We start from the raw sequence: 26,779 nt of genomic DNA on the forward strand, positions 1-26,779 counted from the left end.
CCGCGGGTCCCGGAGACACTGAATGGCTGGGGTCCAACCCCGCGACGAGGCCCTTCCGCCCGCCGCCTCCTTCACCACCGCCGCGCCTTCGGACCCCGGTCAGGGGGACGGTCACGCGCGTTCCGGCAAGGCGGCCCTCATCATCGGCGCCATCGGCGTGGTGTTCGGCGACATCGGAACCAGCCCCCTGTACGCCCTGCGCGAGGCGATCGATCACGCGCGCGGCGGCGACGTCGCCGGCGACCTGGCCGTGATCGGCGTGGTGTCGCTGGCCTTCTGGGCGCTGATGGTGGTGGTGACGTTCAAGTACGTCTTCTTCCTGATGCGCGCCGACAACAAGGGCGAGGGCGGCACCCTTGCGCTGATGGCGCTGGCCCAGAACGCGCTGGGCCGACGCAGCGCGCTGATCTTCCTGCTTGGCGTCTGCGGCGCGGCCCTGTTCTACGGCGACGGCATCATCACGCCGGCCATCTCCGTGCTGTCGGCGATCGAGGGGGTGAAGGACGCGCCGGGCGTGGGCGGGGCGCTGGACCCCTTCATCGTGCCGGTGTCGGCGGGCATCCTGATCGCCCTGTTCCTGGTGCAGGCGCGCGGCACGGCCGGACTGGCGAAGTGGTTCGGCCCGATCACGGCCGTCTGGTTCCTGTCGCTGGGCGGGCTGGGTCTCTATCACATCTTCGACGACGTCTCGGTGCTGCGGGCCCTGTCGCCGCACTACGGCGTCATGCTGCTGATCAACGACGGCTTTCTGGGCTTCATCATTCTGGGCAGCGTCTTCCTCGCCGTAACGGGGGCCGAGGCGCTGTATGCCGACATGGGTCACTTCGGAAAGTCGCCCATCCGCATCGGCTGGCTGACGTTCGTCCTTCCCTGCCTGACGCTGAATTATCTGGGACAGGGCGCCCTGATCCTCGACAACCCGCAGGCCTCGGAAAACCCGTTCTGGAGCATGGTGCCGACGCTGATCTACTGGCCCATGCTGGCGCTGGCGACGGCCGCCACGGTGATCGCCTCGCAGGCCGTCATCACGGGCGCCTTCTCGGTGACCCAGCAGGCCACGCAGCTGGGCCTGCTGCCGCGCATCTCGATCCTCAACACGTCGGAGACGCAGGCGGGCCAGATCTACGTGCCGGCGGTCAACCAGCTGCTGATGGTCGGGGTGCTGGTGCTGCTGTTCGCCTTCCAGAGCTCGTCGAACCTGACGGCGGCCTATGGCGTCGCGGTGACCGGCGTCATGCTGATCAACACCCTGATGGCCTATTTCGTGCTGACGCGGAAATGGAACTGGCCCATGTGGGCGGTGCTGGCGACCCTGGTTCCGTTCGGTTTCGTCGACGGCGTCTTCCTGACGTCGAACCTGCTGAAGATCCCCGACGGGGCGTGGATGCCCCTGGTTCTGGGCGCGGCCCTGGTCATCCTGATGTGGACCTGGGTGCGAGGCACGCAAATCCTGACGGCCAAGACTCGCAAGGACTCGCTGCCGCTGACCGACCTGATCGAGATGCTGCGGGCACGGCCGCCGCACCGGGCGCCGGGCACGGCCATCTTCCTGACCAGCGATCCCGACGTCGCACCGGTCGCCCTGATGCACAACCTGAAGCACAACAAGGTTCTGCACGAGAAGAACGTGATCCTCACGGTGCGCGCCACCGACCGGCCGCGGGTGCCGGAGGATCAGCGGATCAAGATCGAAATGATCTCGGACGACTTCAAGAAACTGACCATCAGCTACGGCTTCATGGAGCAGCCGCACATCCCGCGCGCCCTCTCCGTCTGTCGGAAGCAGGGGCTGAAGTTCGACATCATGTCGACCAGCTTCTTCCTCGGCCGCCGCTCGCTGGTGCCGTCGGCCCAGCAGGGCATGCCGCTGTGGCAGGACAAGCTGTACATCTTCCTGATGCGCAACGCCGCCAATCCGACCGACTTCTTCCACATTCCGCCGGGGCGGGTGGTGGAGCTCGGCGCCCAGGTTTCGGTGTGACGGAGGCCGAGCCCGGCATCGAGGCGCGCCGCGTCGCCGGGGCCCTGCTGGAAGGCGCCCTGTCGGGCCGCGACGGTCTGGCCGCCGTGCAGGCGGGCAAGCCCTTCAACGCCCTGTCCCCGCAGGACCGCGCCTTCGCCCGCGCCGTCGCCATGGGCGCGCTGCGACGGCTGGGCGAGATCGACCGCGCGCTGGACGCCCGCCTGAAGACCGCTCCGCCCCAGCAGGTTCGGACCTTGCTGCGGGTGGCGCTGGCGCAGAGGCTGGCGCTTGACGTTCCGGCCTTCGCCGCGGTCTCCACCGCCGTGAAGCTGGCCGAGCGCGAGGCGAAGACCCGGCCCTACAAGGCATTGGTCAACGCCGTGCTGCGCGGGCTGGAACGCGACGGCCTGTCCGACGGAGATCCGGCGACCAACCTGCCGGGATGGCTGGCGGCGCGCTGGACCCAGGCCTGGGGTGCCGACGCCGTGGCCGCCGTCGCGGCTGCGGCGCGCGAGGAGCCGGCTACCGACCTGAGCCTGAAGCCAGGCGTGGACGCAGGCGCGCTGGCGGCCGCGCTGGAGGGCGAGGTCCTGCCGGGCGGGTCGGTGCGCACGCGCCGCCGCGGCGACCTGTCGACCTGGCCGGGTTACGACGCCGGCGACTGGTGGGTGCAGGACGCGGCCGCCGCCGTGCCGGTCAGGGCGCTGGCGCCGCAGCCCGGCGAGACGGTTCTGGACCTGTGCGCCGCGCCCGGGGGCAAGACGCTGCAGATCGCCGCGACGGGCGCCGCGGTCGTGGCGGTGGATCGCAACGCCTCGCGGCTGAAGCGCGTGCACGACAATCTGGCGCGCACCGGACTGGCCGCAGAGGTGGTCGCCGCCGACGCCGCGGCGTGGGACGACCCGCGCACCTTCGACGCGGTCCTGCTGGACGCGCCGTGCACCGCCACGGGGACCCTGCGTCGGCATCCCGAGGCGCTGCACGCGGTCCGCCCGGCCGATGTGGCCAACCTGTCGGACGTGCAGCACCGCTTGCTGGACGCCGCCGCCGACCGGGTGAAGCCGGGGGGGCGGCTGGTCTACTGCGTCTGCTCGCTGGAACGGGAGGAGGGCGAGGGTCAGGTCCCGGCCTTCCTGCGGCGGCGCGCCGACTTCCGCCTGACGCCGATCGACCCCGCCGCCGTCGGCGCGCCCGACGACGCGCTGAGCGACCACGGCCTGCGGCTGCACCCCGGCCAGTGGTCGGACCGCGGCGGTCTGGACGGCTTCTTCGTCGCCCGCTTCGACCGGGTCGCCTGACGCCGCTTGCCCGGCGCCGCGACCGGGCTTAAGCCCGAGGCATGGCCGCGCCCCTGATCTGTCCGTCCATCCTGTCCGCCGATTTCGCCCGGCTGGGCGAGGAGGTCGCCGCCATCGACGCCGCCGGGGCCGACTGGATCCACGTCGACGTCATGGACGGTCACTTCGTGCCCAATCTGACCATCGGCCCCATGGTGGTGAAAGCGCTGCGGCCGCATTCGACGAAGCCGTTCGACGTCCACCTGATGGTCGCGCCGGTCGACGCGTGGCTGGAGGCCTACCGCGAGGCCGGGGCCGACATTCTGTCGGTGCATCCCGAAAGCGGCCCGCACGTGCATCGCACCCTCGGTCAGATCCGCAAGCTGGGCGCGAAGGCCGGGCTGGTGCTGAACCCGGCCACGCCCGTGGAGGTGGTGGCCGAAACCGTCGATCTGCTGGACCTCGTCCTGATCATGTCGGTCAATCCGGGCTTCGGCGGTCAGGGCTTCATCGAGTCCTCGCTGCGCAAGATCGAGCGCGTCCGCGCCATCCTCGACGCGGCGGGGTCGAGGGCCACCCTGCAGGTCGACGGGGGCGTGACCGCCGCCAACGCCGGCGCCTGCGTCGCCGCCGGGGCCGACGCCCTGGTCGCCGGGACGGCGGCGTTCAGGGGCGGCGCCGGCGCCTACGCCGCCAACATCGCGGCGCTCAAAGCCGCGGCGTGAGCGGGGCCCCCGACATCCCCGGCCTTCGCGGCGCGCCGATGCGCACGCCTGTGAAGCCGACGGGCGCGGCCTCCGGACCGGAGCTGTGGCCCGCGCTCGCCGGGCGCATGCTGACCCGCCAGCTGTGGATCGAGCTCTACGGCCTGCCCGGCTATGGCGCGACCTTGGGGGGAACCCGGGTCGCCGCCTTCGCCTGCGCGCCGAAGGACCCGCGTCCGGTGGACGCCGCGTTGGGCAGGTCCGTGCTGGACGGCCGCTTCGTTCTGGCCGGGACGGCGATGGACGCGGCCGCTCCCGAGGATCCGTGGAATCGGCCCAGTCCATCCCGGCCCTTCGCGGCCCAGCTGCACGCCTTCGCCTGGCTGCCGCATCTGATGGGAGAGGGCGAGCGCGGCGCGCGCGAGGCGCTGCGTCTGGTGCGGGCATGGCAGGCCACCTTCGGCCGCTGGTCGCCGTTCGTGTGGGATCCGGACCGTCTGGCGCGGCGCGTCTTCAACCTGTCCTGCGCCGCGCGGCGGCTGGGCTCGGTAGCGGACGAGACGGACCGGCTGGCGCTGGCGGTCAGCCTGTCGCGGCAGGCGCGGCAGTTGCTGCGCGCGCCGGACCCCACGGCGCGCCGCGCCGAGCGCCTGACCGCCGCGGCCCTGGCAGGATGCGTCCTGACCGGTCCCGCCGGCGTCGCGATCCGGCGTCGCGCGCTGAAAGCCCTGCCGCGCGCTCTGGCCCAGGGGATCGGCGACGACGGCGGACACGCCCTGCGCAGTCCGGAGGCGGGCCTCGAGCTGCTGCTGGACCTGACGGCCCTCTCCGACGCCTTGGGTCAGATCGGCGAGCCCGTGCCCGAGCCGGTTGCGCGGGCCGTGACGCGTCTGGGCAAGGGCGTGCGCACCCTGGCCCTGCCCGACGGGCGGCTCGGCGCGTTTCATGGCGGCGGGCCGTCGTCCTCCGCCTGCGTCGCGGCGGCGCTGGACCCCGGCGAAGCGGGCGAACCCGGCGTGGCCTGCGCCGGGTTCGCCCGGCTGCAAAGCCCCTTGCTGACCGTGATGGCCGACGCCGCGCCTCCGCCACGCGGCGCCTGGGGGGGCGAGGCCTGCGCCCAGCCGATGGCGCTCGAGATCGTGTGCGGCAAGGACCGGCTGGTGACCGGCTGCGGCTGGACGCCGCTCGCCTCGGATCGGCAGGGCCTGCGGCTGACGCCTGGCCACTCCACGCTGACGCTGGGCGAAAGCTCTCTGGGCGAGCCGTTGTCCGGCTGGCGGGCGGAGGTGCTGGGCGCGCGTCTGGCGGGCAGGCCCTATCCGGTGCGCACCGAACGTCGGGACGGCGACGGCGCCGTCTGGCTCGAGATCGAGCACGACGGCTGGATCGGGTTCGGTCTGACGCACCAGCGCCGCCTGTATCTGGACCAGCGCATGGACGAGCTGCGCGCGGAGGAGCGTCTTTTCCCCACGGCGGGCCGGCCCGACGTGACCCGCCAGATCGCAGCCCCCTACGCCATCCGCTTCCATCTGGAGCCGGGCGTGCAGGCCTCGCTGGCGCGGGATCGCCGGTCGATCCTGCTGCGCGGCCATTCCAGCCGGGGCTGGTGGTTCCGCACGGACGGCCCCGACGTCGCCATCGAGCCGTCCGTCCACGTCGACGGCGGTCTCACGCGGCGCTCGCTGCAGATCGTGGTGCGAGGCTCCGCGCGGACCGACAACGAGACCAAGGTGCGCTGGAAGCTGAGCCCGGCGGGCGGGGCGGGGGATCCGGTCTGAAACTTGACCGGGCGCTCGCTGCGGGTGTGTTCTGCCGGCGGGAGGACTGTTCCATGAAACTGATCGCCACCGCGGCCGTCGCTGGCTGCCTGCTCGCGCCCGCCGCCGCCGGGGCGCAGGAGGCGGACGACTGGGAGTACGGCGAGGACGCCGGCCGCAAGATGGCGGCCGCGGTCACCCGCTATGACAGCGGCCATGCCCTAGCGGTCCAGTGCAGCGAAAAGCTGCTGACCGTCGCCATCGTGGGATTTCCGGGCCCCGACGAAGGGGAGGTCTGGCTGGAAGTCATGCGGCCTGACGGGCGCGCTGACGCGATGGTCTGGAACCGTAGGCCGGGCGGCGTGCTGAGCGCCCGCGAAGGTGCACGTGCGGCACGGACCTTGCGCGGAGGGGGCATCGTGCGACTACGAAGCGCTGGAGCGGACCCGGCCATCCGCGCGGCCTTCGAGCTGCCGGCGACTTGGGTCAACCTCGATCGCGCCATCGGCGCGTGCGATCGGCCATTGGAAAGTGCGCGAGACGCCGTTCCCTTGTTGCGTGGGAACATCGTCGGCTGGACGGTGGCCGACCTTCCCAGCAGCGCCTACAGCTCAAGCCGTGAAGGCACGCGGGTCACCGCCGTAAGCTGTCTGGTCGGGGAAGATCTCCGCCTTCACGACTGCGTCGATGAGGGCGCAATGGGAGATCGCCGCCTGGCAGCGGCGCTTCGGGAAGGGCTGACGGGGGTGCAGGTCGCCCCTGCGGAGGGCGAGGATGCCGTCGGCAAGGTCTTCTATCTCGAATCCGTCACGACCACGACGGTCGAATACCTCGGCACGGTGGCCGGCTGAGGTGGCCGGAAGAACGTCCGTCTGCTAGGTCCGCGGCCTCTCCCCAGACGTCGAGACCGCCCATGCCCGCCGCCCCCGACTTTCCGCCCGCGCCCGACCGGGTCGTGCCCGCGCGCGCGCTGATCTCGCTGTCCGACAAGACGGGGCTGGAGGACGTCGCCCTCACCCTGCATGGTCTGGGCGTCGAACTGGTCTCCACCGGCGGCACGCGCGCGGCGATCGCGGCGCTGGACCTGCCGGTGAAGGATGTGGCCGACCTGACCGGCTTTCCGGAGATGATGGACGGACGGGTCAAGACCCTTCACCCCGTTGTCCACGGCGGTCTGCTGGGCGTGCGCAACGCCCCGTCGCACGCGGCGGCGATGGACGAGCACGGCATAGGCCCTATCGATCTGGTGTGGATCGACCTCTATCCGTTCGAGGCGACGGTTGCGGCCGGCGGCGGCTTCGAGGCGGCGATCGAGAACGTCGACATCGGCGGCCCGGCCATGATCCGCTCGGCGTCGAAGAACCACGGCCACGTCGCCGTCGCTGTGGACGCGGAATCGGTCGGCTGGATACTCGAGGCGCTGAAGGCAGACGGGGCGACCTCGCTGGAACTGCGCAAGCGGCTGGCCGCCCGCGCCTTCGCCCGCACCGCCGCCTACGACGCCGCGGTGGCCGGCTGGTTCGCCGGGCAGGTGGAGGACGCCGCGCCCGCACGCAAGTCGATATCGGGCACGCTGGCGCAGACCCTGCGATACGGCGAGAATCCGCATCAGGCGGGCGCCTTCTACCGAACGTCGGAGACGCGCGCCGGCGTGGCCAACGCCCGACAGCTGCAGGGCAAGGAGCTGGGCTATAACAACATCGCCGACGCCGACGCCGCCTATGAACTGGTCGCCGAGTTCGACGCGCCGGCGTGCGTGATCGTCAAGCACGCCAACCCGTGCGGCGTGGCGACCGGGAGCGACCTGACCGAGGCCTATCGCCGCGCGCTGGAATGCGATCCGGTGTCGGCCTTCGGCGGCGTCATCGCCGTGAATCGGCCGCTGACCGGGGCGGACGCGGAAAAGATCGTGGACATCTTCACCGAGGTGGTCATCGCGCCGGGCGCGGAAGACGCGGCGCGCGCCGTGTTCGCCGCGAAGAAGAACCTGCGCCTGCTGCTGACCGACGGCCTGCCCGATCCGCTGGCGGCCGGCGAGGTGTTCCGCAGCGTCGCCGGCGGCTTCCTGGTCCAGTCTCGGGACGTGGCCCGGGTGACCGCGGCCGATCTGAAGATCGTGACGAAGCGCCGGCCGACGCCGCAGGAGGTCGAGGACATGCTGTTCGCCTTCACCGTGGCCAAGCATGTGAAGTCGAACGCCGTCGTCTATGCGAAGGACGGCCGGACGGCGGGCATCGGCGCCGGCCAGATGAACCGTCGCGACTCCGCGCGCATCGCCTCCCTGCGTGCGGCCGAGGCGGGTCAGGCCCTGGGCCTGCCGGCGTCGCTGGCCGAGGGCTCTGCCTGCGCGTCGGAGGCCTTCTTCCCCTTCGCCGATGGATTGCTGGAGGCGGTCGCGGCGGGCGCCACCGCGGTGATCCAGCCGGGCGGCTCGATCCGGGACGCGGAAGTGATCGCCGCGGCCGACGACAAGGGGATCGCCATGGCCTTCACCGGGGTGCGGGTCTTCAGGCACTAGGAGTCCCGACATGGACATGCTCGATGCCCGCTGGGCCCGCCTTGAGCCGCACGTGTCGTGGCACGGCCCCAAAGACGACCGCCCGCGGCCGACGGCGTTGCTGTTCCATGGCTGCGGCGGCGTGCGGGCCCATCTGCCGAGGTATGCCGAAGCGGCGGCGTCGGCCGGCTGGCGGGCGGTGATCGTCGACTCCTACGCCCCGCGCGGGTGGTCCCGCGAGTGGGCGATGGCGACGGTCTGCACCGGCCTGATGTTCCGCGGCTGGGAACGCGGCGGCGACGTGCTGGCGACGGTGCACGGCGTCTCGCAGCGCCCGGCCGTCGACCCCTCGGCGATCTGCCTCGCCGGGTGGAGTCACGGCGGCTGGGGCATCATGGAGGCGATGAGCGCCGATCTGGGTCGGCCGGGCGCGCTGGGCGTCGCCGACGCGGCGGCCGGAGACCTTTCGGGCGTGCGGGCGACCTTCCTGGCCTATCCTTACGTCGGTGTGGCGGCGCTGAACCGGATGCGGCCATGGCGGCATTGTCCGCGCACGCTCGCCGTCGTCGCCCGCAAGGATCACCTGACCACCGTCCGCAACGCCGAGCGCGTGCATGACATGGTCCGCAACTGCGGCGCCGACGTCGAGACGTGGATCGCCGAGGGCACCCACAGCTTCGACGAGCCGATGAACGCCCCGCCGATGCGCTACGACGACGCCCTGACGACGCAGGCGCTGGACCGGTTCCGCCGCCTGCTTGAGGACGTCGCCGTCGCGCCCTAGGTCTCGATCCGGACGTCGCTACGGATCGAGTTCGCCACGTAGCAGCTCTCATGCGCGCGGTGGTGCAGGTCGGCCAAGGCCGCCGCGGACGGCCCTTCGCCGACCCAGTCGATGCGCGGCCGCAGCACGATCTCGGTCATCGACACCTTGCCGCGCGCGTCCTTGGCCAGCGTGCCTGACGCGGCGTCCGAGTATCGGTCCACGACCAGCCCCACTCGGGCCGCATAGGCGAGGAAGAACAGCATGTGGCAGCTGGACACCGCCGCGACGAGCGCCTCTTCCGGATCGACCGCCGCCGGGTCGCTCATCGGCTCCGGCACGCTCGACGGGGCCGACGAGCCCCGCACAACGGCGCCGCCGTCGAAACGCCAGTCGTGGGCGCGGGAGTAGCGATTGTCGGCAAAGGGCTGATCACCCCGCGTCCACTCAACCGTGGCCGTATGTTCGCTCATCGTCGTCTCTCCGGCTCAGGACGGTGAAGGTGACCGGCGACCTGACGGTGAAGCCTACGCCCTGATGCAGGGCCAAGGCCTGCGGTTTGTGGGCGTAGGCGTGGAGGAAGGGCGTCTCGCCGCGCGCCAGGATGCGCTCGGTCACAATCCGCATCAGGGCTGCGGCCAGCCCGCGGCCGCGGAAATCCGGATGGGCGCAGACGCCGGAGACCTCGGTGAAGCCGTCCGGCTTCATGCGCTCTCCGGCCATGGCCGCCAGACGGCCGCCGATCCTCACGCCGACGAACGCGCCGAGCTGATGGGTCTTGGCGAAGAACGGACCCGGCTCGGTCAGCGTGGCCAGCGCCAGCATCTCCGGCGCGTCGGGCTCGCCGAGATCGATCCAGTCCGGCTCAGGGCCGCGCGCAGGGGTCAGACTCGTCAGCGTCATCTGAACGCACGCCGCCTCGGTCACGACGCGGGCTCCGGGGGGCAAAGCCACCGCCCCCGCCTCGACGAGTCCCACGACGCCCTCCTCAGGTATCAGGGCGCTCATCGCCGCCGTGGCCTCAGGGCCGGCGTCGGCCGCCGCGGCGAACAGGGCGAAGTCCGCGTCGAACCGGAGGGCGCGACCGTCGCCGACGGCAAGATGCGCCTGACGCGTCGTCAGCGCGCTCCAGATCGGGCGGTCAAGCGGGTGAGGCATGGCGGGGGTATAGCGGCGCCCGCCCGCGGCGTCAGCGTCGCCACGGAAGGCGACGTCCGAACAGCGCCGTCAGGATCCCCAGAAGCCCACGACGGCCTTGACCTCGGCCACCGTGGCGTCGGCCACCGCCGCGGCTCGTTCCGCGCCGTCCTTCAGCACCCGGTCGATCTCGGTCGGATCCGCCATCAGGCGCCGCATCTCGGCGGTGACGGGGGCGAGGCTTTCCACCGCCAGATCGGCCAGCTTCGGCTTGAATGCGCCGAAGCCCTGACCCGCGAACTCGGCGATCACGTCCTCGCGCGACCGATCCGACAGCGCCGCGTAGATCGTCAGCAGGTTCCGAACCTCGGGGCGGTCGTCGAGGCTCTCGCCGGGCTCGGGCATGACGCCCATGTCGGTCTTGGACTTGCGGATCTTGCCGGCGATGGCGTCCGCGTCGTCCGTCAGGTTGATGCGGCTGGCGTCGGACGGATCGGACTTGGACATCTTCGCCGTGCCGTCCCGCAGGCTCATGACCCGCGGGGCCGGGCCCTGAGTCAGCGGCTCGGGCAGGGGAAAGAAGCCCGGCACCTCGAAGTCGCCGTTGAATTTGGCGGCGATGTCGCGCGTCAACTCCAGATGCTGCTTCTGGTCCTCGCCGGTCGGCACCTCGGTGGCCCGGTACAGCAGGATGTCCGCCGCCTGCAGCACCGGATAGGTGTAGAGGCCGACCGACGAGCGCTCCTTGTGCTTGCCGGACTTCTCCTTGAACTGGGTCATGCGGTCCAGCCAGCCGAGGCGGGCGACGCAGTTGAAGATCCAGGCAAGTTCGGAATGGGCGCGGACCGCCGACTGCGGGAAGATCACCGACCGCGCCGGATCCAGCCCGCTGGCCAGATAGGCCGCCGCGATCTCGCGCGTCTGGGCGGTCAGCAGCTTCGGGTCCTGCCACACCGTGATGGCGTGCAGGTCGGCCACGAACAGGAAGCAGGGCGCGCCCTGGTCCTGAAGCTGGGTGAACCGTTTGAGCGCGCCCAGATAGTTGCCCAGATGCAGGGCGCCGGAGGCCTGGATGCCCGACAGGATGCGGCGGGGGCCGGCGTAGGCGGAAACGGGAGCGGACGCGGTCTCGGACATGGCTGCGGCTTTGCCTCAGCCTCGCAGGCGCCGCAACCCTATCGCCCGCGACGGACCAGCTTGCGGACCTCGGCGACCGTCACGGCGCGTGTGGCGAACGCCAGGGCGACGTAGGCCACGCCCCCGGCTGCCGTGGTCAGGACCAAGGCCAGTTCCTTGCCGCCGTGACCATGCGTCAGACCGCCGAAGACCGCGTCGACGAAGCCCTCGATGGCGGGTCGGCCCAGCTGGGCCAGCCACACCGCGCCGGCCAGACCGACCGCCGCGAGCGCGATGCGCGCCACGCGGCTGACCACCGCCGGCCCGGGCCGCCAATGGCCGGTGCGCCACAGGGCGACGCCGAGCAGCAGGGCGTTGCTCCACGCCGCGCCCGACACGGCCGCGGCTATGCCCGGCACGCCCATGCCGCTATAGAACAGGGCGAAGGCGAGGGCGGCGTTCACGGCGACCGAGACCAGGGCGAAGGTCATGGGCGTGCGGGTGTCGCCGCGCGCGAAGAAGCCCGGCGACAGGATGCGGATCAGCACGAAGGCCGGCACGCCCCAGCCGAACTGGAACAGGGCGGCCGCGGTCGCGCGGGCGTCGACCTGCAGAAACTCGCCGCGTGTGAACAGACCGTCGATCAGGAAGTAGGGCATGGCCATCAGCGCCGCCGCCGCGGGCAGGGTCAGCGCCATGGAAAGGACGACCGCCTCGTCCATCGCCGACTGCTCCTGCGCGCGATCCTTCGTGGCCACGGCCGCGGACAGCCGCGGCAGCAGGGCTATGCCGATCGCCACGCCGACCAGCCCCAGCGGCAGTTGGTACAGACGGTCGGCGGTGGCCAGCCACGTCCGCCCGCCGTCCACGAAGCTGGCCAGGTTGCCGGAGATGAAGACGTTGATCTGGGTCGCCGAATTGCCGATGGCGGCGGGGATGGCCGTGATGATGATCGCCTTCACCGGCGGCGTCAGGCGCGGCAGGGCCAGACGCACGTCGGCCCCCGCCTTCCTCGCGCCCCACCAGCACAGGCCCGCCTGGCTGACGCCGGCGACCAGAACGGCCCAGCTGGCGGCGTAGGCGGCGCCGATCTGTCCGCCCTGCGCCGGAATGACGGCGACCAGCATGATCAGGTTCAGCAGGATCGGATAGGCGCCCGAGACGATGAACCGTCCCCGCGCGTTCAGAACGCCGCTGAGAAGCGCCGCGATGGCCATGCACGGCAGGTACGGCATGGTGATCTGGGTCAGGATCACGGCCAGCTTGAAACGCGCGGGATCGTCGAGGAAGCCGACGTTCACGACGGTCATGATCCACGGCATGGCCAGCTGGGCGATCACGGTCAGCAGCACCGTGGCGAAGGCCACGGCGGCCAGCGCCTGGGTGGCGACACGGTCGGCCTCGGCCTCGCCCTCGGTCTTGAGCGTCCGGGTGTAGGCCGGCACGAAGGCGGCCGCGAAGGCGCCTTCGGCGAAGATGCGGCGGAACAGGTTCGGAAAGCTCAGCGCGGTGTTGTAGGCGTCCGCCGCCGGACCGGCCGAGGCGCCCAGCGCCGCGGTGATCACCACGTCGCGGGCGAAGCCGACCAGGCGGCTGACCAGCGTCAGGCCGGAGAAGATGGCCGAGGACCGCAGCATGCCGCCGCCCTTTTTCGGGGGCTGGGGGTCGGGCGTGGTAGGAGCCTCGGCGGCGGTGGGGCCGGACGGAGGAACGGGCGTGAAGGTCAAGATCCGGGCGTCCCGTCGAAGAGGTTCACTTCCGCTTATCCCGCTTTGCCCGACCGCGAAACGGCGCCGGCCGACAGGTCGGACACGTCGCGGATCGAGGCGCGGACCGGCGTGATCCGTCGACCTTCCGCGAGCGACGCGGGCGCCGCCTCCAGGACGGCGTGCAGGGCGTCCCGCAGCGCGTCCAGACGTCTGCCGGGCCGGGGCTTCGCGCCGTCGCGGTCGGTCAGGTAGAAGGCGTCGACCACGCGTTCCCCGAAGCCCGCGACGTGCGCCGAGCGCACCTGCCAGCCGCCGTCCGCAAGCGCGCCGGCCAGCGCGGCCAGAAGCCCGGGACGGTCGGGGCCCGACACCTCGACCACGGCCGCGTCCTCGACCGTGTCGAGATCGACGGCCACCACCGGCCGCACCTCGAAGGCCGCCCGGCGGGCGTTGGGCGCGGCGGGTGGAAGGGGCGCCATGGCGGTCGAGGCGGGTCCGGCCGCCTCGGTCAGTCTGGCCAGCAGGCGGGAAAGGCGGCGCGGCTCGTCCAGTCCATAGGGTCGCGCGGCGCCGTCCTGAACCTCGAAGACATCCAGCGTCACGCCGTTCCCGGCCGAGCCGATGCGGGCGCCGACGACGTCCGCGCCCTCGGCCGCCAGCACGGCCGCGAGGTCGGCGAACAGGCGCGGGCGATCGGGGGCCGCGACCGCGACGCGGGTGGTCGCGCGCCCGCCGTGCCGGTCGGCCTCACGGTCGACCACGGCATCTGCGGCCGCGCCCGAGGCGCGCGCGCGGTCCAGCAGGTCCTCGAAGCCCTCGGCCGGATCGACCGCACCGGAATCCTCGCCACGAAACAGGGCGTCCACCCGAAGGAAGAGATCGCGCATCAGCCCCCCCTTCCAGCTGTTGAACACGCCCGGGCCGACCGCGCGGACGTCGGCGGCCGTCAGGACAAGAAGCATGCGCAGCCGCTCCGGGTCCCCGACCGTCTCGGCGAAGGCGCGGACGGTGGCGGGATCCGACACGTCGCGCTTCTGGGCCGTATCCGACAGGGCCAGATGGTTGGCGACCAGCCAGCAAACCAGTTCGATGCGCCGCGCCTCCACGCCCAGCCGCTGGCAGGCCCGCCGCGCGGCGATCGCGCCGTCCTCCAGCTGGCCCCGGTCGCCGCCCTTGCCCACGTCGTGCAGCAGCATGCCCAGCATCAGCGCTTCGGGATCGGCGATGCGGTGCACGATCTCGCTGGCCAGCGGGTGCTCGTCCTTCAGCTTGCCGCGCTGGATGTCGTTTATGATGCCCACGGCCTGCAGCGTGTGCTCGTCGACCGTGTAGGCGTGGTACATGTTGAACTGCGTCTGCCCCACGATCCGTCCCCACTCGGGCAGGAACCGCCCCAGAAGCCCCACCGCGTTCATGACGCTGAGCACGCGATACGGCCGCTGTCCCCGCGCCAGCACGTCGAGGAAGGCTCGCGCCGCCTCGGGGTTCCGGCGCAGCTGGGGCGTGACCAGGTTCAGCGATCGCGACACGGCGGCGAAGGCGTCGGGATGCAGGTCCAGATCCTCTGCGTCCATGACGCGGAACAGATCAAGCAGCTTCACCGGATCCGCCGCGAACACCTGGGGGCCGGTGACCGACAGACGGCCTCCGACGATCAGAAAGCCGTCGGCCGAAAGCTTCTTCGGACGCGGCGCGAACAGGCGCGACAGGGTCATGGTCGCCTTCTGACCGCGCGCTTCCAGTTGCGCGGAAAAGGCGCGCGTCAGGGACCCCACGTCGCCCGCGACGATGAAATAGCGGCGCATGAAACGCTCCACGGCCGGCTCGTCGCCGCGGCCGCGCCAGCCCATGCGCCGCGCGACCTCCGGCTGCAGGTCGAAGGTCAGGGACTCGACCGCCCGGCCCGCGATCAGATGCATGTGGTGGCGCACCCGCCAGAGGAAGTCGAAGGCTTCGGCGAACAGCCGCCGCTCCCGCGCCGTCAGGATGTCGGCCAGCGTCGCCTCCCCGTCCGGGCTGTCCGGAGACAGGCCACGGGCGATCCAGAACAGGGCGTTGAGGTCGCGCAGACCGCCCTTGCCGTCCTTCACGTTGGGCTCGACCCGGTTGCGGACCGCGCCCGCCTTCGCGTGACGCGCGTCGCGCTCGGCCAGCTTGGCGGCGATGAAGGGGCGGGGATCCGCCTTGCGCACCTGCATCCGGAAGCGGTCTATCAACTGATCGGCCAAGCCGGCGTCTCCGGCCAGCGGGCGCGCCTCCAGCAGCGCCGTCCGCACGGTCATGTCCGATTTCGCCAGCTTCAGACATTCGTCGAGCGACCTGGCCGCCGAACCGACCTTGAGGCCCAGGTCCCACAGCACATAGAGCACGAACTCTGTGACCTGCTCCGCGCGCGGCGTGGTCTTCCATGGCCGCAGAAACAGCAGGTCGAGGTCCGAGTGCGGGGCCAGCACGCCCCGGCCATAACCGCCGACCGCCAGCAGCGACAGGCGTTCCGCCTGGGTGGGATTGGCCGCGGGGTAAAGGCGGAGGGCGGCGAAATCCCACAGCGCGACCACGGCGTCGTCCGCGGCCTGGGAAAAGAGGCGGGCGACCTCGACCCCATTGCCGCCGGCCTCCAGCCTTCGGGTGGCCCGATCCCGGCCGACGTCCAGCAACGCCCGCACCAGCGGCGCGACGGCGACGCGGGGATCGACCGCCCCGGCCGCGGCGGCCCAGGCGTCGGGACGGGTCGCGTCGTTCGGGCCGCGGCGGCGATCGCTCATGACGACGATATAGACCGCCCGCTGGCGTGCCGCACCAGAGGCTGGCAGGGTCGGCGCATGACCCTCACCCGCCGTCTGGCCCTGACGCCGCTGGCCGCCCTGCTCATCGGCTCGGCCTGCGCCCCCGCGGCGGTTACGTCCCGAGCGGACGTGCCTTCAGTCGCTGACCCTTGGGACGCGGTGGGGCTGATCGCCGAGCTGAACGACGCGCGTCGCGATCCCCGCGCCTACGCCCGGCGGGTCCGCGATTTTCGCGCGCTCTTCACGGGCGACCGTTTTCAGAGGCCGGGCGAAATCCCTGTCGTGACGCAAGAGGGCGTCGCGGCCGTCGACGAGGCGATCCGTTTCCTTGAATCGCAGCCGTCCCTGCCGCCTTTGGCCCGCTCGGCCGCGCTGGATCGCGCCGCGGCCGATCACGCAGCCGACCAAGGGCGCACGGGTCAGGTGGGCCATGCCGGCGCCGACGGCTCGGCCCCGCATCAGCGGATGCGACGGCACGGCAGCTGGCGCGCCACCGGCGAAACCATCGCCTATGGCCCAGTGCCGGCGCATGCCGTCATGCAGCTGATCGTCGACGACGGCGTGCCCGATCGCGGGCACCGCGACATCATCTTCAGCCCCGCCTACGAGATGGTCGGCGCGGCGTGCGGGCCGCACCCGCGGTGGCGCACCGTCTGCGTGGTGACGTTCGCGACGCCGATGGCCCCGCCGCCCGCCGGCTAGGTTTTAAGGGCCTTCAGCCGGTAGAGCGCCTCCAGCGCCTCTCGGGGCGACAGGTCGTCCGGCTCGACCTCGGCCAGCGCGCGCTCCAGCGCCGTCGGGCCGGGGGGCGCGACCTGCGGCTCGGCCACCGCCGCGAACAGAGGCAGCTCGGCCAGCCGGCCTGCCGACTGCCCGCGGCCTTCCAGCGTCTCCAGCACGGACTGGGCGCGGGCGACGACCTGCGGCGGCACCCCGGCCAGTCGCGCGACCTGAACGCCGTAGCTGCGGTCCGCGGCGCCGGCGGCGGCCTCGTGCAGGAACACCAGTTCGCCCTCCCACTCGCGCACGCGCATCGACAGGTTGGCCAGCCCCGACAGCCGGCCTTCCAGCGCCGCGAGCTCGTGATAATGGGTTGCGAACAGGGTCCGGCTCCGGGCCCTGTCGTGCAGGGCCTCGGTCACGGCCCAGGCGATCGCCAGACCGTCGTAGGTCGCCGTTCCGCGGCCGATCTCGTCCAGCACCACGAAGCTGCGGGGGCCCGCCTGGCTGAGGATGGCGGCCGTCTCGACCATTTCGGTCATGAAGGTCGACCGTCCGCGCGCCAGATCGTCGCCCGATCCGACGCGGCTGAACAGCCGATCGACGGTCCCCAGCCGCATCGCGCGCGCCGGCACGCACGAGCCGGCTTGGGCGAGGACGACCAGAAGCGCGTTCTGGCGCAGGAAGGTCGACTTGCCGGCCATGTTCGGGCCGGTGACGAGGGCCAGTCGCGGCCCGACCGCGGCCTCACCGTCCAGCAGACAGTCGTTCGGCGTGTAGGGATCGCCGGCGCGCCGCACCGCCGCCTCGACCACCGGATGCCGACCGGCCTCGACGCAGAAGCAGGCGGTGTCGTCCACGACCGGACGCACCGCGCCCACCTCCTCCGCCCACTCGGCCAGCGCGGCCACGACGTCCAGCGCGGCCAGCGCCTGGGCCACCGCCTGCAGGGCGCCGGCGGCGGCGGCGCAGGCGGCGCGCCAACCCTCGAACGTCTCGATTTCGATGGCCAGCGCCCGGTGACCGGCCTGGGCGATTCGGGCGTCCAGATCCGACAGCTCCACCGTCGTGAAGCGGACCTGACTGGCGAGGGTCTGCCGATGGATGAAAGGACTGTCGGGACCCTTCCGCAGCAGGGGCTCGGCCTTCTGCGCCGTGGTCTCCAGGAAGTAGCCCAGCACGGCGTTGTGTCGGACCTTGAAGGGGATGCCGGCCTCTGCCGACGCGCGCGCCTCGAGATCGGCGATCACGCGCCGGGCGTCGTCGCGCAGGGCGCGGGCCTGGTCCAGTTCGGGCCGGAACCCCGGGATGACCAGCCCCCCGTCGCGCGCCAGATGCGGCGGCTCGGGAGCGAGGCCCGCGTCCAGTTCGGCCAGCAGGGCCCCGAGCTCCGGCGACGGCGAAAGATCCGCGAGCGCCGCCTCGAGTTCGCGGGGCCGGGGCCGCAGACCGTCGCCCCCGGTCAGGAAGCATGCCGACAGGCTCTCGGCGCAGTGCAGGCCGCTGCGGATCGCCGCCAGATCGCGCGGTCCGCCCCGCCCCAGCGTCAGGCGCGAAAGCGCCCGGGCCACGTCGGCGGAGCCCCTCAGCCCTTCGCGCAGGGTCCGTCGCAGGCCTCGCCGCTCCATCAGCCAGTCGACCGCGTCGAGCCGGTGGTTGATCTCCAGAGGGTCGGACAGCGGCCGCGCGATGCGGTCGGCCAGCGCACGGGCCCCGCCCGGCGTCACGGTGCGGTCCATGCAGCCCAGCAGCGATCCCTCGCGGTCGCCGGCCTGGGTGCGGTCGATCTCCAGACTGCGGCGGGTGGCGGCGTCGATGGCCAGCCGGCCCGTCTCTCCCAGCCGCCGCGGCGCCTGCAGCGCGGGCGCCCTGCCCGCCTGCGTCAGCTCGACGTAGGCGGCGATGAGGCCGAGGGCCGCCACTTCGGCGTCGTCGAAGGCGCCGAAGCCGTCCAGCGAGGCCACGCCGTACAGGCGTTCCACCCGCGACCGCGCGGCCTCGGGCTCTGCCTGCGCCTGGGGCACGGCCTGAACGACGCCCCCCGATCCGTCCAGCGCGACCTTGAGATCGGGATCGGAGAACAGCCGATCGGGCGCCAGAACCTCGCTGGGCCGAACCGAGGCGAGCACGGCGCCGAGATCGTCGGGCGCGCACGCCGTCACCTCGACCAGTCCAGCCGACAACTCCAGCGTGGCCACCGCGGCCCGGCCCCGCCGCAGGGCCACCGCGGCCAGGCGGTTGGCGGCGCGGGCGTCCAGCAGGCCGTCCTCGGTCAGGGTGCCGGCGGTGACGATGCGCACGACGCCGCGCCGGACCACGGCCTTGGACCCCCGCTTCTTCGCCTCGGCGGGATCCTCCAGCTGGTCGCAGACGGCGACGCGGAAGCCCTGCCGGATCAGACGGGCCAGATAGCCTTCCATGGCGTGGGCCGGCACGCCCGCCATGGGGATGTACTCGCCGAGATGCTTGCCGCGCTTCGTCAGCGCCAGGCCCAGTGCGGCGGCGGCCCGCTCGGCGTCCTCGAAGAACAGTTCGTAGAAGTCGCCCATGCGGAAGAACAGCAAGGCGTCCGGATGCTGCGCCTTGGCCTCCAGGAACTGGGCCATGACGGGAGTCGAGCCCTCGGGGGCCGTGAACTGCTCTGGCGGGACTCGGGCGTTCATGCGTGGCGGGAGGGTGACGGATCGCCCGTTCCCGCTCAAGGGCGGGCGCGTGCGGCTTGCACGCCGCGTCGCATCGGTCCACAGGCGCGTCAGGCGGTTAAGGGAACGCGGTCGAACACCGCGGCTGTGCCCGCAACTGTAGGCGGCGAGGCCGTCGTTCGACCCGGGTCTTCGACCCGGCGCCACTGGGAAACCGGGAAGGCGAGAACGGCAGCCGGCGACCCGCAAGCCAGGAGACCTGGCCGCCGACGTCGCTCGCCCGCCATCCGGGACCAGATGGAGGCGCGGGGACAGGCTTGTCTCTTCGAAGCGACCCGATCCGTGCGTCGCCCGCATGCCGGGTGGATCGGTCGCCAATCATCCGTCGGGGCGCGCGCCCGTTCCGGCCGGGGAGACCGTCGCCATGAAGCGACTTCTGCTGACCACCGCGGCCTTTCTGGCCGCGCCCACCTGCGTGCTCGCGCAGGAGACGACCCGCGTCGACGACGTCGTCGTCACCGCCACGCGCCTGCCTGCCGTGGTTCAGGACACGCCCGGCGCGCGCGTGATCGACGAAGCGACGATCCGATTGCGCGGCGCCGTCTTCGCCCAGGACGTTCTGGCCGACGTGCCGGGCCTTTCTGTGTATCGCGCCGGTCCCGGAGGCGTGACGGCCGTTCGCATGCGCGGCGCCTCGCAGGACAAATCTCTGGTGCTCGTCGACGGCGTGCCGGTGAACGACCCCAGCCAGCCCGCGGGCGGCTTCGACTTTCTCGGCTTCGACCTCGGCGCGACGCAGCGCGTCGAGGTGCTGTCGGGCCCCCAATCCTCGCTGTGGGGCTCCGACGCGATCGGCGGCGTGATCGCGTTCGTCAGCCGGGAGGTCGAGGGAGTTGAGGTGGACGCCGAGGCGGGCTCCTTAGACACCCGCCGCGGCCGCCTGGCCGCAGGCGTCTCCGCCGACCGGCGCGCCTTCGGGGCGTCGTACTCGCGGTACGAGACCGACGGCATCTCCGCCGCCGCCTCGGGCGTGGAAGAGGACGGGATCGAGGCTGAAACCCTGTCCCTGAACGGGCGCGTCGCCCTGACGGACCACGTGTCGATCGAAGCGCGCGCACGCCAGTCCGACGTCTTCGCCGAAATCGACGACTTCGGCCCGGTCGACAGTCTGGACACCACCGACACCCGCAGCCGCTCGGGATTCGTGCGCCTGAACGCCCGCGGGGTTCTGGGTCTGGATCATCAGTTCACGGCCGCGGCCTCGGGCGTCGAGCGCGTCACCGTCAGCGCCTTCCCCTCGACCTATGAGGGCGAACGCAGGCTGCTGCGCTGGCAGGCCGACGGCCGCGCCGGCGCGGCCGTCTCCTACGCCTTCGGTCTGGAGCGCGAGGAGACCGAGGCCTTCCTGAATGGATACTCCGCCGATCTGGGCGTGGACTCGGCCTTCGGGACGCTGCGCTGGGACGCGACGGATCGCCTGACGCTGAACCTCGGCCTGCGCCACGACGCGACCGACGACTTCGACGGCGAAACCACCGGGCGCGTGTCCGTGGCGTATGATCTCGGCGGCGGCTTCACCCTGTCGGGGGCTTATGGCACGGGGTTCAAGACGCCCAGCGTCAGTCAGGCGGTGTGCGACTTCTGCTTCGTCCTGCCGGGCACGGCGACGGCGCCCCTGACGCCGGAAACCGCCAGGGGCGGCGAGATCGCGCTGGGGTGGGGCTCGGCCGACGGACGATTCGACGGTCGCGTCACAGCCTATCGGCTTGAGGTCGAAGACCAGATCGACGGGTTCTTCGACCCCGGCACCTTTGAGTTCTACTACGTCAACGTCGACCGGACCCGGACCGACGGCGTCGAAGTGGAAGGCCGGGCGACGCTGGGCGGGGGCTTCGACCTGACCGTCGCCTACGCATGGACCGACGCGCGGGACCTCGGCGCCGGAACGGCGATCCTGCGCGTGCCCGAACATGCGGGCTCGGCGACGCTGATCTGGACCAGAGATCGCCTCACGGCCGCCCTGACGGTGCGCGCAGAGGGCGACATGCCCGACTCGGGCGGCGAGCGCGAGGGCTTCGTCACGGCGAACCTGAACGCCGCCTGGCGCCTGACCGACGACGTCGAGCTGACCGGACGGATCGAAAATCTGGCGGACGAGGAGTACCAGCAGCTGCTGGGATACGGCGAGCCGGGCCGCGCGGGCTACGTCGGCGTCAGGCTGCGCTACTGACCCTGCGGGCGCCGGGAGCCCCGGCTCCCGGCGCGCTTCGGCCGAGGTCCAGCTCGGCCCAGTCGATGGCCGGCGCCGGCGCGTGCACGGCGGCCAGCACGGCGCGCATCTCCGCGGCGGACGCGACCGAGACGACCAGTTTCGGATCGCCGGGCAGGGACAGGCCGTAGGCCAGGGCGGCCTGCATGGGGTCGACGCGGGCCTCGGCCAGACGGCGCCGGGCGCGCGACAGATCGAGCTCACGCCCGTGCCACGCTTCGGGCGTGGCCGAGCCGCCGAACAGGGCCCCCTTGGCGAAGACGGACGACACCTGCAGTTCGACGCCCAGGGCGCCCAGCGCCTCAAGCTCTCCGGACCGACAGGCGGTCTGGTCCAGCAGGTTGCACGACAGGCGGACGACGTCGGGCGTCAGGCGCCGCGCCAGCAGGGACGGGCCGTCGTCCACCTCGGCCACGAAGCCGACCTTCTTAAAGAGGCCGCGATCCTTCAGGCCCTGCACGCGATCCCACAGGGCCCGCCCCTCGGAGCCGGCCAGGTCGGCGGCGCTGGAGACCAGCAGAACGCCGGCGCGCGGCAGGCCCATCCGCTCCAGAGAGCGGCGGGCGCGGGCCTCGACCCGATCGAGACCTTCGGTCGAGGCGACGGTCAGGACGGTGACCTCGAACGGCGAGGGAAAGGGCCAGGCGTGGCCCAGCAGGCGTTCCTGATCGCCGTCCGGACGGCTGACCACGGCGCGCACGCCGCCGTCGGAGGCGGTCTGCAGCAAGGCGCGGAGATTTTCCTCGCGGGCGCCCGGCGCGGCCGGCGCGGCGCGCAGGGGCTCGGTCACCACGGCGAGGGCCAGGGCGGACGCGGGCGCGGAACGGGCCGGAGGGATCGTCACCGCACGACCCTGACGCTGAAAGCTTAAGGCCGGTTTTCCAACACCTTGACGGCCGATTAACCCTGCGGCGGTCCGTCGGAGTCCGGCTGTCGATCCGGATGCGCGTCGGCGAAGGCAGGTAGGGCCAAGGCGGCGGCCTCAACCGCCGACAGGCGCGGCCAGCGCGTCGGATCGACGTTGAAGCGCCGGGCCGAATACATCTGCGGGATCAGGTTGACGTCGGCGAAGGTGGGCGAGGGGCCGAAGCAGAAGCCCTCGCCGTGGCGCTCGACCAGCCGCTCCAGCGCGTCGAACCCGGCCGAGATCCAGCGGTCGGCCCAGGCGTCGATCCGGGTCTGGTCGGCGCCGAAGTCGCCGCGCAGGGCGGTCAGGACGCGGAGGTTGTTCAGGGGGTGGACGTCGCAGGCGATCAGCGCCGCCATGGCGCGAACCTGGGCGCGCTCGTCGGCGCCGCGCGGCAGCAGCGCCGGCTCCGGCCGCGTCTCCTCCAGCCATTCCAGAATGGCGGGGCTTTGGGTCAGGATCAGGCCGTCCGCCTCAAGCGCCGGCACCAGCCCCTGTGGGTTGCGTGCGAGGAAGGCGGGGTCGCGCTGGGCGCCGGTGCGCAGATCGACGCCGTGCTGGGCGTAGGCGACGCCCTTCAGGTTCAGCGCGATGCGGACGCGATAGGCCGCGCCCGATCGCCAGTAGCCGTGCAGGATCATCGCGCCCTCATGGTGAAGCCGAGCGGCGTCAGGCCGTCGATGGTCGCTTCCACCCGCTGCCCGGGCAGGACGGGGCCGACGCCTTCGGGCGTGCCGGTGAAGATCAGGTCGCCGGGCCGCACGTCCCACAGCGCCCGGGCCTTGGCCAGAACCTCCTCCGGCGACCAGACCATGTCGCCGAGTCGGCCGGACTGACGCCGGTCTCCGTCGATCGACAGGGTGATCGTCGCCCCCGTGCCCGGTCCGGCGCCGAGGGTGAGGGCGCCGCAGGGGGCGGACATGTCGAAGCCCTTGGCCGCATCCCACGGCCGTCCCGCCTTCTTGGCCGCGGCCTGCAGGTCGCGCCGGGTCAGGTCGCAGCCGACCGCCCAGCCGACGATCCCGTCCGGCCCGACGGCGCAGACCAGCTCAACCTCGTGGTGCAGATCGGCGGTTTCCGTCGGATAGGTCGGATCGGCGCCGTCGGTCACCAGGGCGTCGGCCGGCTTGGAGAAGAAGAAGGGCTCCGCCCGCTCGGCGCCCATCTCGCGCGCGTGAGCGGCGTAGTTCTGGCCGACGCAGAGGATGCGACGGACGGGAAAACGGGCCGTCGATCCGGCGATCGGCAGCGACGGCGTCGGGGCGGGCGGGAAGATCCAGTCGCTCATGGGCGTTGAATAGCAGGATCGACGCGCCTGCCCATGCTGCATTGCGGGAACCTGCCCCCCGGCATGGCGTTGACAGGCGGGGTTCCCTATCTAAACCGTCAAGCTTGAACAGCGGAGCGCATCACATGGCCACGACCAAGGCTCGGGAAGACGTCAAGAACGACCTCAAGACCCTCAAGGAGGACGTGAAGGTCGCCGGCCGCGAGGAGGCCGCGCGTCTGCGCGCCAAGGCGTCCGAAACCGAGGCGCGCATTCGCGCCAAGGCCGCCGAGGCGGACGCGGTGGTCCGCGCCCGGGCCGAGCAGGCCCGCGTTCAGGCGCAGGCCTATTACGAGCAGGCGCGCGTTCGTGGCCGTGAGGTCTATGACGACGCCGCCGAGCGCTTCGACGAGGCCCAGCGCTACGTCATCGAGCGGGTGCAGGAGCGTCCGGTCCAGTCGACGGCGATCGCGCTCGGCGTCGGCGTCCTGATCGGCATGCTGCTGGCCGGCCGCCGCCGCTGATGCTGGGCCGGGGGCTGATCAAGAAGGCGGTCGCAGGCGCCGCGGCCGCTGCGGCGGCCTTCGTCGCCGTCGTGGCGCTGGGCGCGACGATCTATTTCGCCCTGTGTCTGGTGGTCGTGCCTCTGGCCGCGGCCGCCATCACCCTGCTGCTGTTCGCGATCTCGGCCGCCGCCGTCGCGGCGGTCTTCCTCGGCGGATCGGAGCCGGACGAGGAGGAGTACGACGAGCCCGAGGGACTGGGCGCGCGCGCCTTTTCCCTGTTCCGGCAGCGGCCCATCCTGGGCACGGTCGCGGCCCTCGCCGGCGGCTGGATCTTCCTGCGCAATCCGGCCCTGGCCACCATGGTGGCGGCGGCGTTCACCGAAAAGCCGCACGGTCCCGCACGACGTCGCCGCTAGGCGGCTTCAGACCACGGCACGCCTGAGCGCCACTAGGGCCTGATCCGTCAGCGCCGCGTCACCGACGGCGAGAATTCGGCCATCGTCATGCGGCGCGGCGCCCAGCCAGTCCGTGATCCGGCCGCCCGCGGCTTCGACCAGCGGAACCAGCGCGGTCCAGTCCCAGACCTTCAGCCCCGTCTCGGCCACCAGATCGACGTGGCCCGCCGCCAGCATGGCGTAGGCGTAGGCGTCACAGCCCAGCCGGGCCAGTTTCGACGCGGCGCGCACCTGACGCCAGGCGCCCAGCTCGGCCCCGGTGAAGATGTCCGGATCCGTGGTGGCGATCACCGCGTCGTTCAGGTCGGGGCAGGCGCGCGTACGCAGCGCCGTTTCTTGCGAACCGCGCAGCAGGCGGGCTCCGGACGGCCCTCCCACGAAGATTTCGTCGAGATAGGGCTGGGCCACGACGCCCACCGTGGGCACGCCGGCCGTCCGCAGGCCGATCAGGCTGGTCCACAGCGGCAGGCCCGCCACGAAGGCGCGCGTGCCGTCGACGGGATCGAGGACCCAGACGTGTTCAGCGTCCGGGCGGTCCTCGCCATACTCCTCGCCGACCACACCGTGGTGGGGGTACCGGTCGGCGATCAGCCGCCGCATCGCGGCCTCGGCGTCGCGGTCGGCGCGGGTGACGGGATCGCAGACCCCGCCTTCGTTCTTGTCGTCGAACGCCACGCCCGTGCGGAACAGGGGCAGGCTGGCGGCGCCGGCGGCGCGGGCCAGTTCGACGGCGAAGGCTTCGAACTCGGTCATGGGCGGGGGCATACAGACGCCGCCCCCGGCCGTCACGACCTCAAATCAGGCGGCGTCGCCCTCGACGTGCAGCGATTTGGCCAGGTCCAGCAGACGCCGGCGCGGCTTTTCGTCCAGCTGGTAGTAGGCCTGGATCAGGTCCAGCGTCTCCTTGCGGGAGTACATTTCGCCTCCGTGGTTGGTCTGGGCCGCCTCGCGACGCTCCAGCGCCTCGGTCAGGCCGTCGTAGAAATAGCTGACGGGCGCCTCCAGCGCCTCCGACAGCTGCCACAGGCGGGCGGCCGAGATGCGGTTGGCGCCGCACTCGTACTTCTGGATCTGCTGGAAGCGGATGCCGACCTGGGCGGCCAGTTGCTGCTGCGTCAGACCCAGCAGGCGGCGGCGGCGGCGCAGACGGCGGCCGAGGTGAAGATCGATGTCGGTGGCCATGGCCCCAATGTCCCCTTTCGCGGACCGTCCCGAAACGGCACGGCTCGCCCTCCACGCGGCAAGGGGCATGCCGCAATCGCGCGACGGGGGAGTGACGGCGTTCGCCCGATCGCCGTCGAACGCGGTTGTTTATGGTCAAGGCAACCCGGAGGTCCGCCGTGCATTGTTACGTCAGCTTGGCACGAAGGGAGCACTGAGCGACATGAACATCATCTTCTGGATCATCGTCGGCATCATCGCCGGCTGGCTGGCCGAACAGATCATGGGCCGCAACCACGGTCTTCTGACCAATCTGATCGTCGGCATCGTCGGCGCCGTGATCGGCGGTTTCCTGGCCAACGCCCTCGGCTTCGACTGGGGCGGCTGGATCGGCTCGACCATCGTCGCCACCATCGGCGCGATCATCCTGCTGTTCCTGCTGGGCCTAGTGAAGCGCCGGGCCTGATCTCTGGATCAGCGACATGTGAAAAGGGCGGCTTCCGAGAGGAGGCCGCCCTTCTTGCGTTCAGCCGTCGGAGTGCGAGGGCGGGACCCGCGGATCCCGCCCCCTCAGGCCGTCAGTCCTCGCGATTCACCGGACGCTGGCGTTCAACCCTGCGCCGATCCCACCGGCTGACCACGACGGATCCGGAAGCGTCGGCCTGGACGTCCGCCGAGGCGGCCGGCACTGACCGGACCACGCCGTCGGACGTCCGCACCAGAACCGTCTGGACGTAGCCGCGCGCGTTGCGGGTCGTCCCGACCACAGAGCCGATCACGTCGCCGTCGCGGGCCCGCACCTGGGTGCCGACGGCCACGTCGGTCTGGGTCGAGACGCGGCTGGGCCGGGCCGAGACCGCCGTGCCGCCGCGGGCGTCCACGCCGACGTCGGCCCCGGGCAGGGCGTCGCGGGTGGAGCGGATGGTGTCGCGGCCGAGCTGACGGCCCTCGCGGACCGTCTCGCTCACGCCCAGATCGGGGCGCGAGACGCCGACGCCGACGTTGCCGGTCACGTTGCCGCCGAGACCGCCGCCCAGAACCTGGGCCGCCGCCGGGGCCGCCGACACCGCCAGAGCCGCGCCGGTCAGAAGCAGAAGTTTACGCATGGGAGATCTCCCCACTTACGCCGGCCAGGGAGACGAC

24 protein-coding genes and 1 riboswitch are annotated in these 26,779 nt (G+C 72.0%); of the genes, 12 read left to right on the forward strand and 12 right to left on the reverse strand.

What is annotated here, in order from left to right:
* The first annotated feature begins 22 nt into the window (after positions 1 to 22).
* The 7 genes from VGR32_RS03520 (at position 23) to VGR32_RS03550 (ending at position 8,982) form a co-directional block, all read left to right on the forward strand.
* The gene (locus VGR32_RS03520; RefSeq protein WP_327448099.1) at positions 23 to 1,981 is read left to right on the forward strand and encodes a potassium transporter Kup; all 1,959 of its coding nucleotides are present in this window, start codon (positions 23 to 25) and stop codon (positions 1,979 to 1,981) included.
* Positions 1,978 to 3,261 (forward strand): RsmB/NOP family class I SAM-dependent RNA methyltransferase, encoded by a 1,284-nt coding sequence (locus VGR32_RS03525; protein ID WP_327448101.1) that lies wholly within the window; start codon positions 1,978 to 1,980, stop codon positions 3,259 to 3,261. Before VGR32_RS03520 ends, VGR32_RS03525 begins: the two co-directional genes overlap by 4 nt.
* Positions 3,262 to 3,302: 41 nt before the next feature.
* Complete coding sequence (gene rpe, locus VGR32_RS03530; RefSeq protein ID WP_327448103.1) at positions 3,303 to 3,965, forward strand: ribulose-phosphate 3-epimerase; 663 nt, start codon at positions 3,303 to 3,305, stop codon at positions 3,963 to 3,965.
* A complete protein-coding gene (locus VGR32_RS03535) occupies positions 3,962 to 5,722 on the forward strand; it encodes a heparinase II/III family protein (RefSeq protein WP_327448106.1) in 1,761 nt (586 codons plus the stop codon). Before rpe ends, VGR32_RS03535 begins: the two co-directional genes overlap by 4 nt.
* Positions 5,723 to 5,775: 53 nt before the next feature.
* Positions 5,776 to 6,552: a hypothetical protein gene (locus VGR32_RS03540; RefSeq protein ID WP_327448108.1), complete on the forward strand. Its 777-nt coding sequence runs from the start codon at positions 5,776 to 5,778 to the stop codon at positions 6,550 to 6,552.
* 62 nt (positions 6,553 to 6,614) lie between these two features.
* Positions 6,615 to 8,219 carry a bifunctional phosphoribosylaminoimidazolecarboxamide formyltransferase/IMP cyclohydrolase gene (gene purH / locus VGR32_RS03545; RefSeq protein ID WP_327448110.1) on the forward strand — a complete coding sequence of 535 codons (1,605 nt, stop codon included), beginning with the start codon at positions 6,615 to 6,617 and terminating at the stop codon, positions 8,217 to 8,219.
* Positions 8,220 to 8,229: 10 nt separating this feature from the next.
* Positions 8,230 to 8,982 carry a dienelactone hydrolase family protein gene (locus VGR32_RS03550; protein WP_327448112.1) on the forward strand — a complete coding sequence of 251 codons (753 nt, stop codon included), beginning with the start codon at positions 8,230 to 8,232 and terminating at the stop codon, positions 8,980 to 8,982.
* Here VGR32_RS03550 and VGR32_RS03555 read toward each other — a convergent pair.
* The 5 genes from VGR32_RS03555 to glnD all read right to left on the reverse strand — a co-directional run bounded on the left by VGR32_RS03555 (position 8,979) and on the right by glnD (position 15,688).
* Positions 8,979 to 9,434: an OsmC family protein gene (locus tag VGR32_RS03555; RefSeq protein WP_327448114.1), complete on the reverse strand. Its 456-nt coding sequence runs from the start codon at positions 9,432 to 9,434 to the stop codon at positions 8,979 to 8,981. The two genes, VGR32_RS03550 and VGR32_RS03555, sit on opposite strands and share 4 nt — an antisense overlap.
* On the reverse strand, positions 9,409 to 10,119 hold the full coding sequence (locus tag VGR32_RS03560) for a GNAT family N-acetyltransferase (protein WP_327448116.1): 711 nt from the start codon (positions 10,117 to 10,119) through the stop codon (positions 9,409 to 9,411). Before VGR32_RS03560 ends, VGR32_RS03555 begins: the two co-directional genes overlap by 26 nt.
* Positions 10,120 to 10,188: 69 nt before the next feature.
* Positions 10,189 to 11,235 (reverse strand): tryptophan--tRNA ligase, encoded by a 1,047-nt coding sequence (trpS, locus tag VGR32_RS03565; RefSeq protein ID WP_327448118.1) that lies wholly within the window; start codon positions 11,233 to 11,235, stop codon positions 10,189 to 10,191.
* Positions 11,236 to 11,273: 38 nt separating this feature from the next.
* Positions 11,274 to 12,851, reverse strand: a complete 1,578-nt coding sequence (murJ, locus tag VGR32_RS03570; protein ID WP_327448579.1) for a murein biosynthesis integral membrane protein MurJ — start codon at positions 12,849 to 12,851, stop codon at positions 11,274 to 11,276.
* Positions 12,852 to 12,976: 125 nt separating this feature from the next.
* Entirely contained in the window at positions 12,977 to 15,688 is a 2,712-nt protein-coding gene (gene glnD / locus VGR32_RS03575) for a [protein-PII] uridylyltransferase (RefSeq protein ID WP_327448120.1), read from the reverse strand.
* A gap of 57 nt (positions 15,689 to 15,745) precedes the next feature.
* Here glnD and VGR32_RS03580 point away from each other — a divergent pair, with 57 nt between their 5' ends.
* Positions 15,746 to 16,411: a CAP domain-containing protein gene (locus tag VGR32_RS03580; protein WP_327448122.1), complete on the forward strand. Its 666-nt coding sequence runs from the start codon at positions 15,746 to 15,748 to the stop codon at positions 16,409 to 16,411.
* On the opposite strand, the gene mutS is transcribed toward VGR32_RS03580, so the two are convergent.
* Positions 16,408 to 19,092 (reverse strand): DNA mismatch repair protein MutS, encoded by a 2,685-nt coding sequence (gene mutS, locus VGR32_RS03585; RefSeq protein WP_327448124.1) that lies wholly within the window; start codon positions 19,090 to 19,092, stop codon positions 16,408 to 16,410. The genes VGR32_RS03580 and mutS overlap by 4 nt on opposite strands.
* A 100-nt stretch (positions 19,093 to 19,192) precedes the next feature.
* A riboswitch (cobalamin riboswitch) is annotated at positions 19,193 to 19,332 on the forward strand.
* 163 nt (positions 19,333 to 19,495) lie between these two features.
* Here mutS and VGR32_RS03590 point away from each other — a divergent pair.
* Positions 19,496 to 21,301: a TonB-dependent receptor plug domain-containing protein gene (locus tag VGR32_RS03590; RefSeq protein ID WP_327448126.1), complete on the forward strand. Its 1,806-nt coding sequence runs from the start codon at positions 19,496 to 19,498 to the stop codon at positions 21,299 to 21,301.
* Here VGR32_RS03590 and VGR32_RS03595 read toward each other — a convergent pair.
* From VGR32_RS03595 to VGR32_RS03605, 3 genes are read right to left on the reverse strand one after another with little or no spacing between them, the layout of a single operon-like run.
* The gene (locus VGR32_RS03595) at positions 21,285 to 22,184 is read right to left on the reverse strand and encodes an aldo/keto reductase (protein WP_327448128.1); all 900 of its coding nucleotides are present in this window, start codon (positions 22,182 to 22,184) and stop codon (positions 21,285 to 21,287) included. The two genes, VGR32_RS03590 and VGR32_RS03595, sit on opposite strands and share 17 nt — an antisense overlap.
* A 56-nt stretch (positions 22,185 to 22,240) precedes the next feature.
* Positions 22,241 to 22,888, reverse strand: coding sequence for a maleylacetoacetate isomerase (gene maiA, locus VGR32_RS03600; protein ID WP_327448130.1), 648 nt, complete (start codon positions 22,886 to 22,888; stop codon positions 22,241 to 22,243).
* Positions 22,885 to 23,535 (reverse strand): fumarylacetoacetate hydrolase family protein, encoded by a 651-nt coding sequence (locus VGR32_RS03605; RefSeq protein WP_327448132.1) that lies wholly within the window; start codon positions 23,533 to 23,535, stop codon positions 22,885 to 22,887. The genes maiA and VGR32_RS03605 overlap by 4 nt, the downstream gene beginning before the upstream one ends.
* Before the next feature lie 125 nt (positions 23,536 to 23,660).
* On the opposite strand from VGR32_RS03605, the gene VGR32_RS03610 reads away from it, so the two are divergent.
* Both VGR32_RS03610 and VGR32_RS03615 read left to right on the forward strand, forming a co-directional pair.
* On the forward strand, positions 23,661 to 24,038 hold the full coding sequence (locus VGR32_RS03610) for a DUF883 family protein (protein ID WP_327448134.1): 378 nt from the start codon (positions 23,661 to 23,663) through the stop codon (positions 24,036 to 24,038).
* Positions 24,038 to 24,436 carry a hypothetical protein gene (locus VGR32_RS03615; protein WP_327448136.1) on the forward strand — a complete coding sequence of 133 codons (399 nt, stop codon included), beginning with the start codon at positions 24,038 to 24,040 and terminating at the stop codon, positions 24,434 to 24,436. Before VGR32_RS03610 ends, VGR32_RS03615 begins: the two co-directional genes overlap by 1 nt.
* Positions 24,437 to 24,442: 6 nt before the next feature.
* On the opposite strand, the gene hisN is transcribed toward VGR32_RS03615, so the two are convergent.
* Entirely contained in the window at positions 24,443 to 25,228 is a 786-nt protein-coding gene (gene hisN, locus VGR32_RS03620; RefSeq protein WP_327448138.1) for a histidinol-phosphatase, read from the reverse strand.
* Between the two features lie 45 nt (positions 25,229 to 25,273).
* Entirely contained in the window at positions 25,274 to 25,657 is a 384-nt protein-coding gene (locus tag VGR32_RS03625; protein ID WP_327462107.1) for a helix-turn-helix transcriptional regulator, read from the reverse strand.
* Positions 25,658 to 25,859: 202 nt separating this feature from the next.
* Here VGR32_RS03625 and VGR32_RS03630 point away from each other — a divergent pair, with 202 nt between their 5' ends.
* A complete protein-coding gene (locus VGR32_RS03630) occupies positions 25,860 to 26,102 on the forward strand; it encodes a GlsB/YeaQ/YmgE family stress response membrane protein (protein ID WP_327448140.1) in 243 nt (80 codons plus the stop codon).
* A 112-nt stretch (positions 26,103 to 26,214) separates the two neighbouring features.
* On the opposite strand, the gene VGR32_RS03635 is transcribed toward VGR32_RS03630, so the two are convergent.
* The gene (locus VGR32_RS03635) at positions 26,215 to 26,742 is read right to left on the reverse strand and encodes a hypothetical protein (protein WP_327448143.1); all 528 of its coding nucleotides are present in this window, start codon (positions 26,740 to 26,742) and stop codon (positions 26,215 to 26,217) included.
* Between the last annotated feature and the right edge of the window lie 37 nt (positions 26,743 to 26,779).

It is taken from the genome of Brevundimonas sp. (assembly GCF_035935935.1).
In the GTDB taxonomy this organism is placed as follows: domain Bacteria; phylum Pseudomonadota; class Alphaproteobacteria; order Caulobacterales; family Caulobacteraceae; genus Brevundimonas.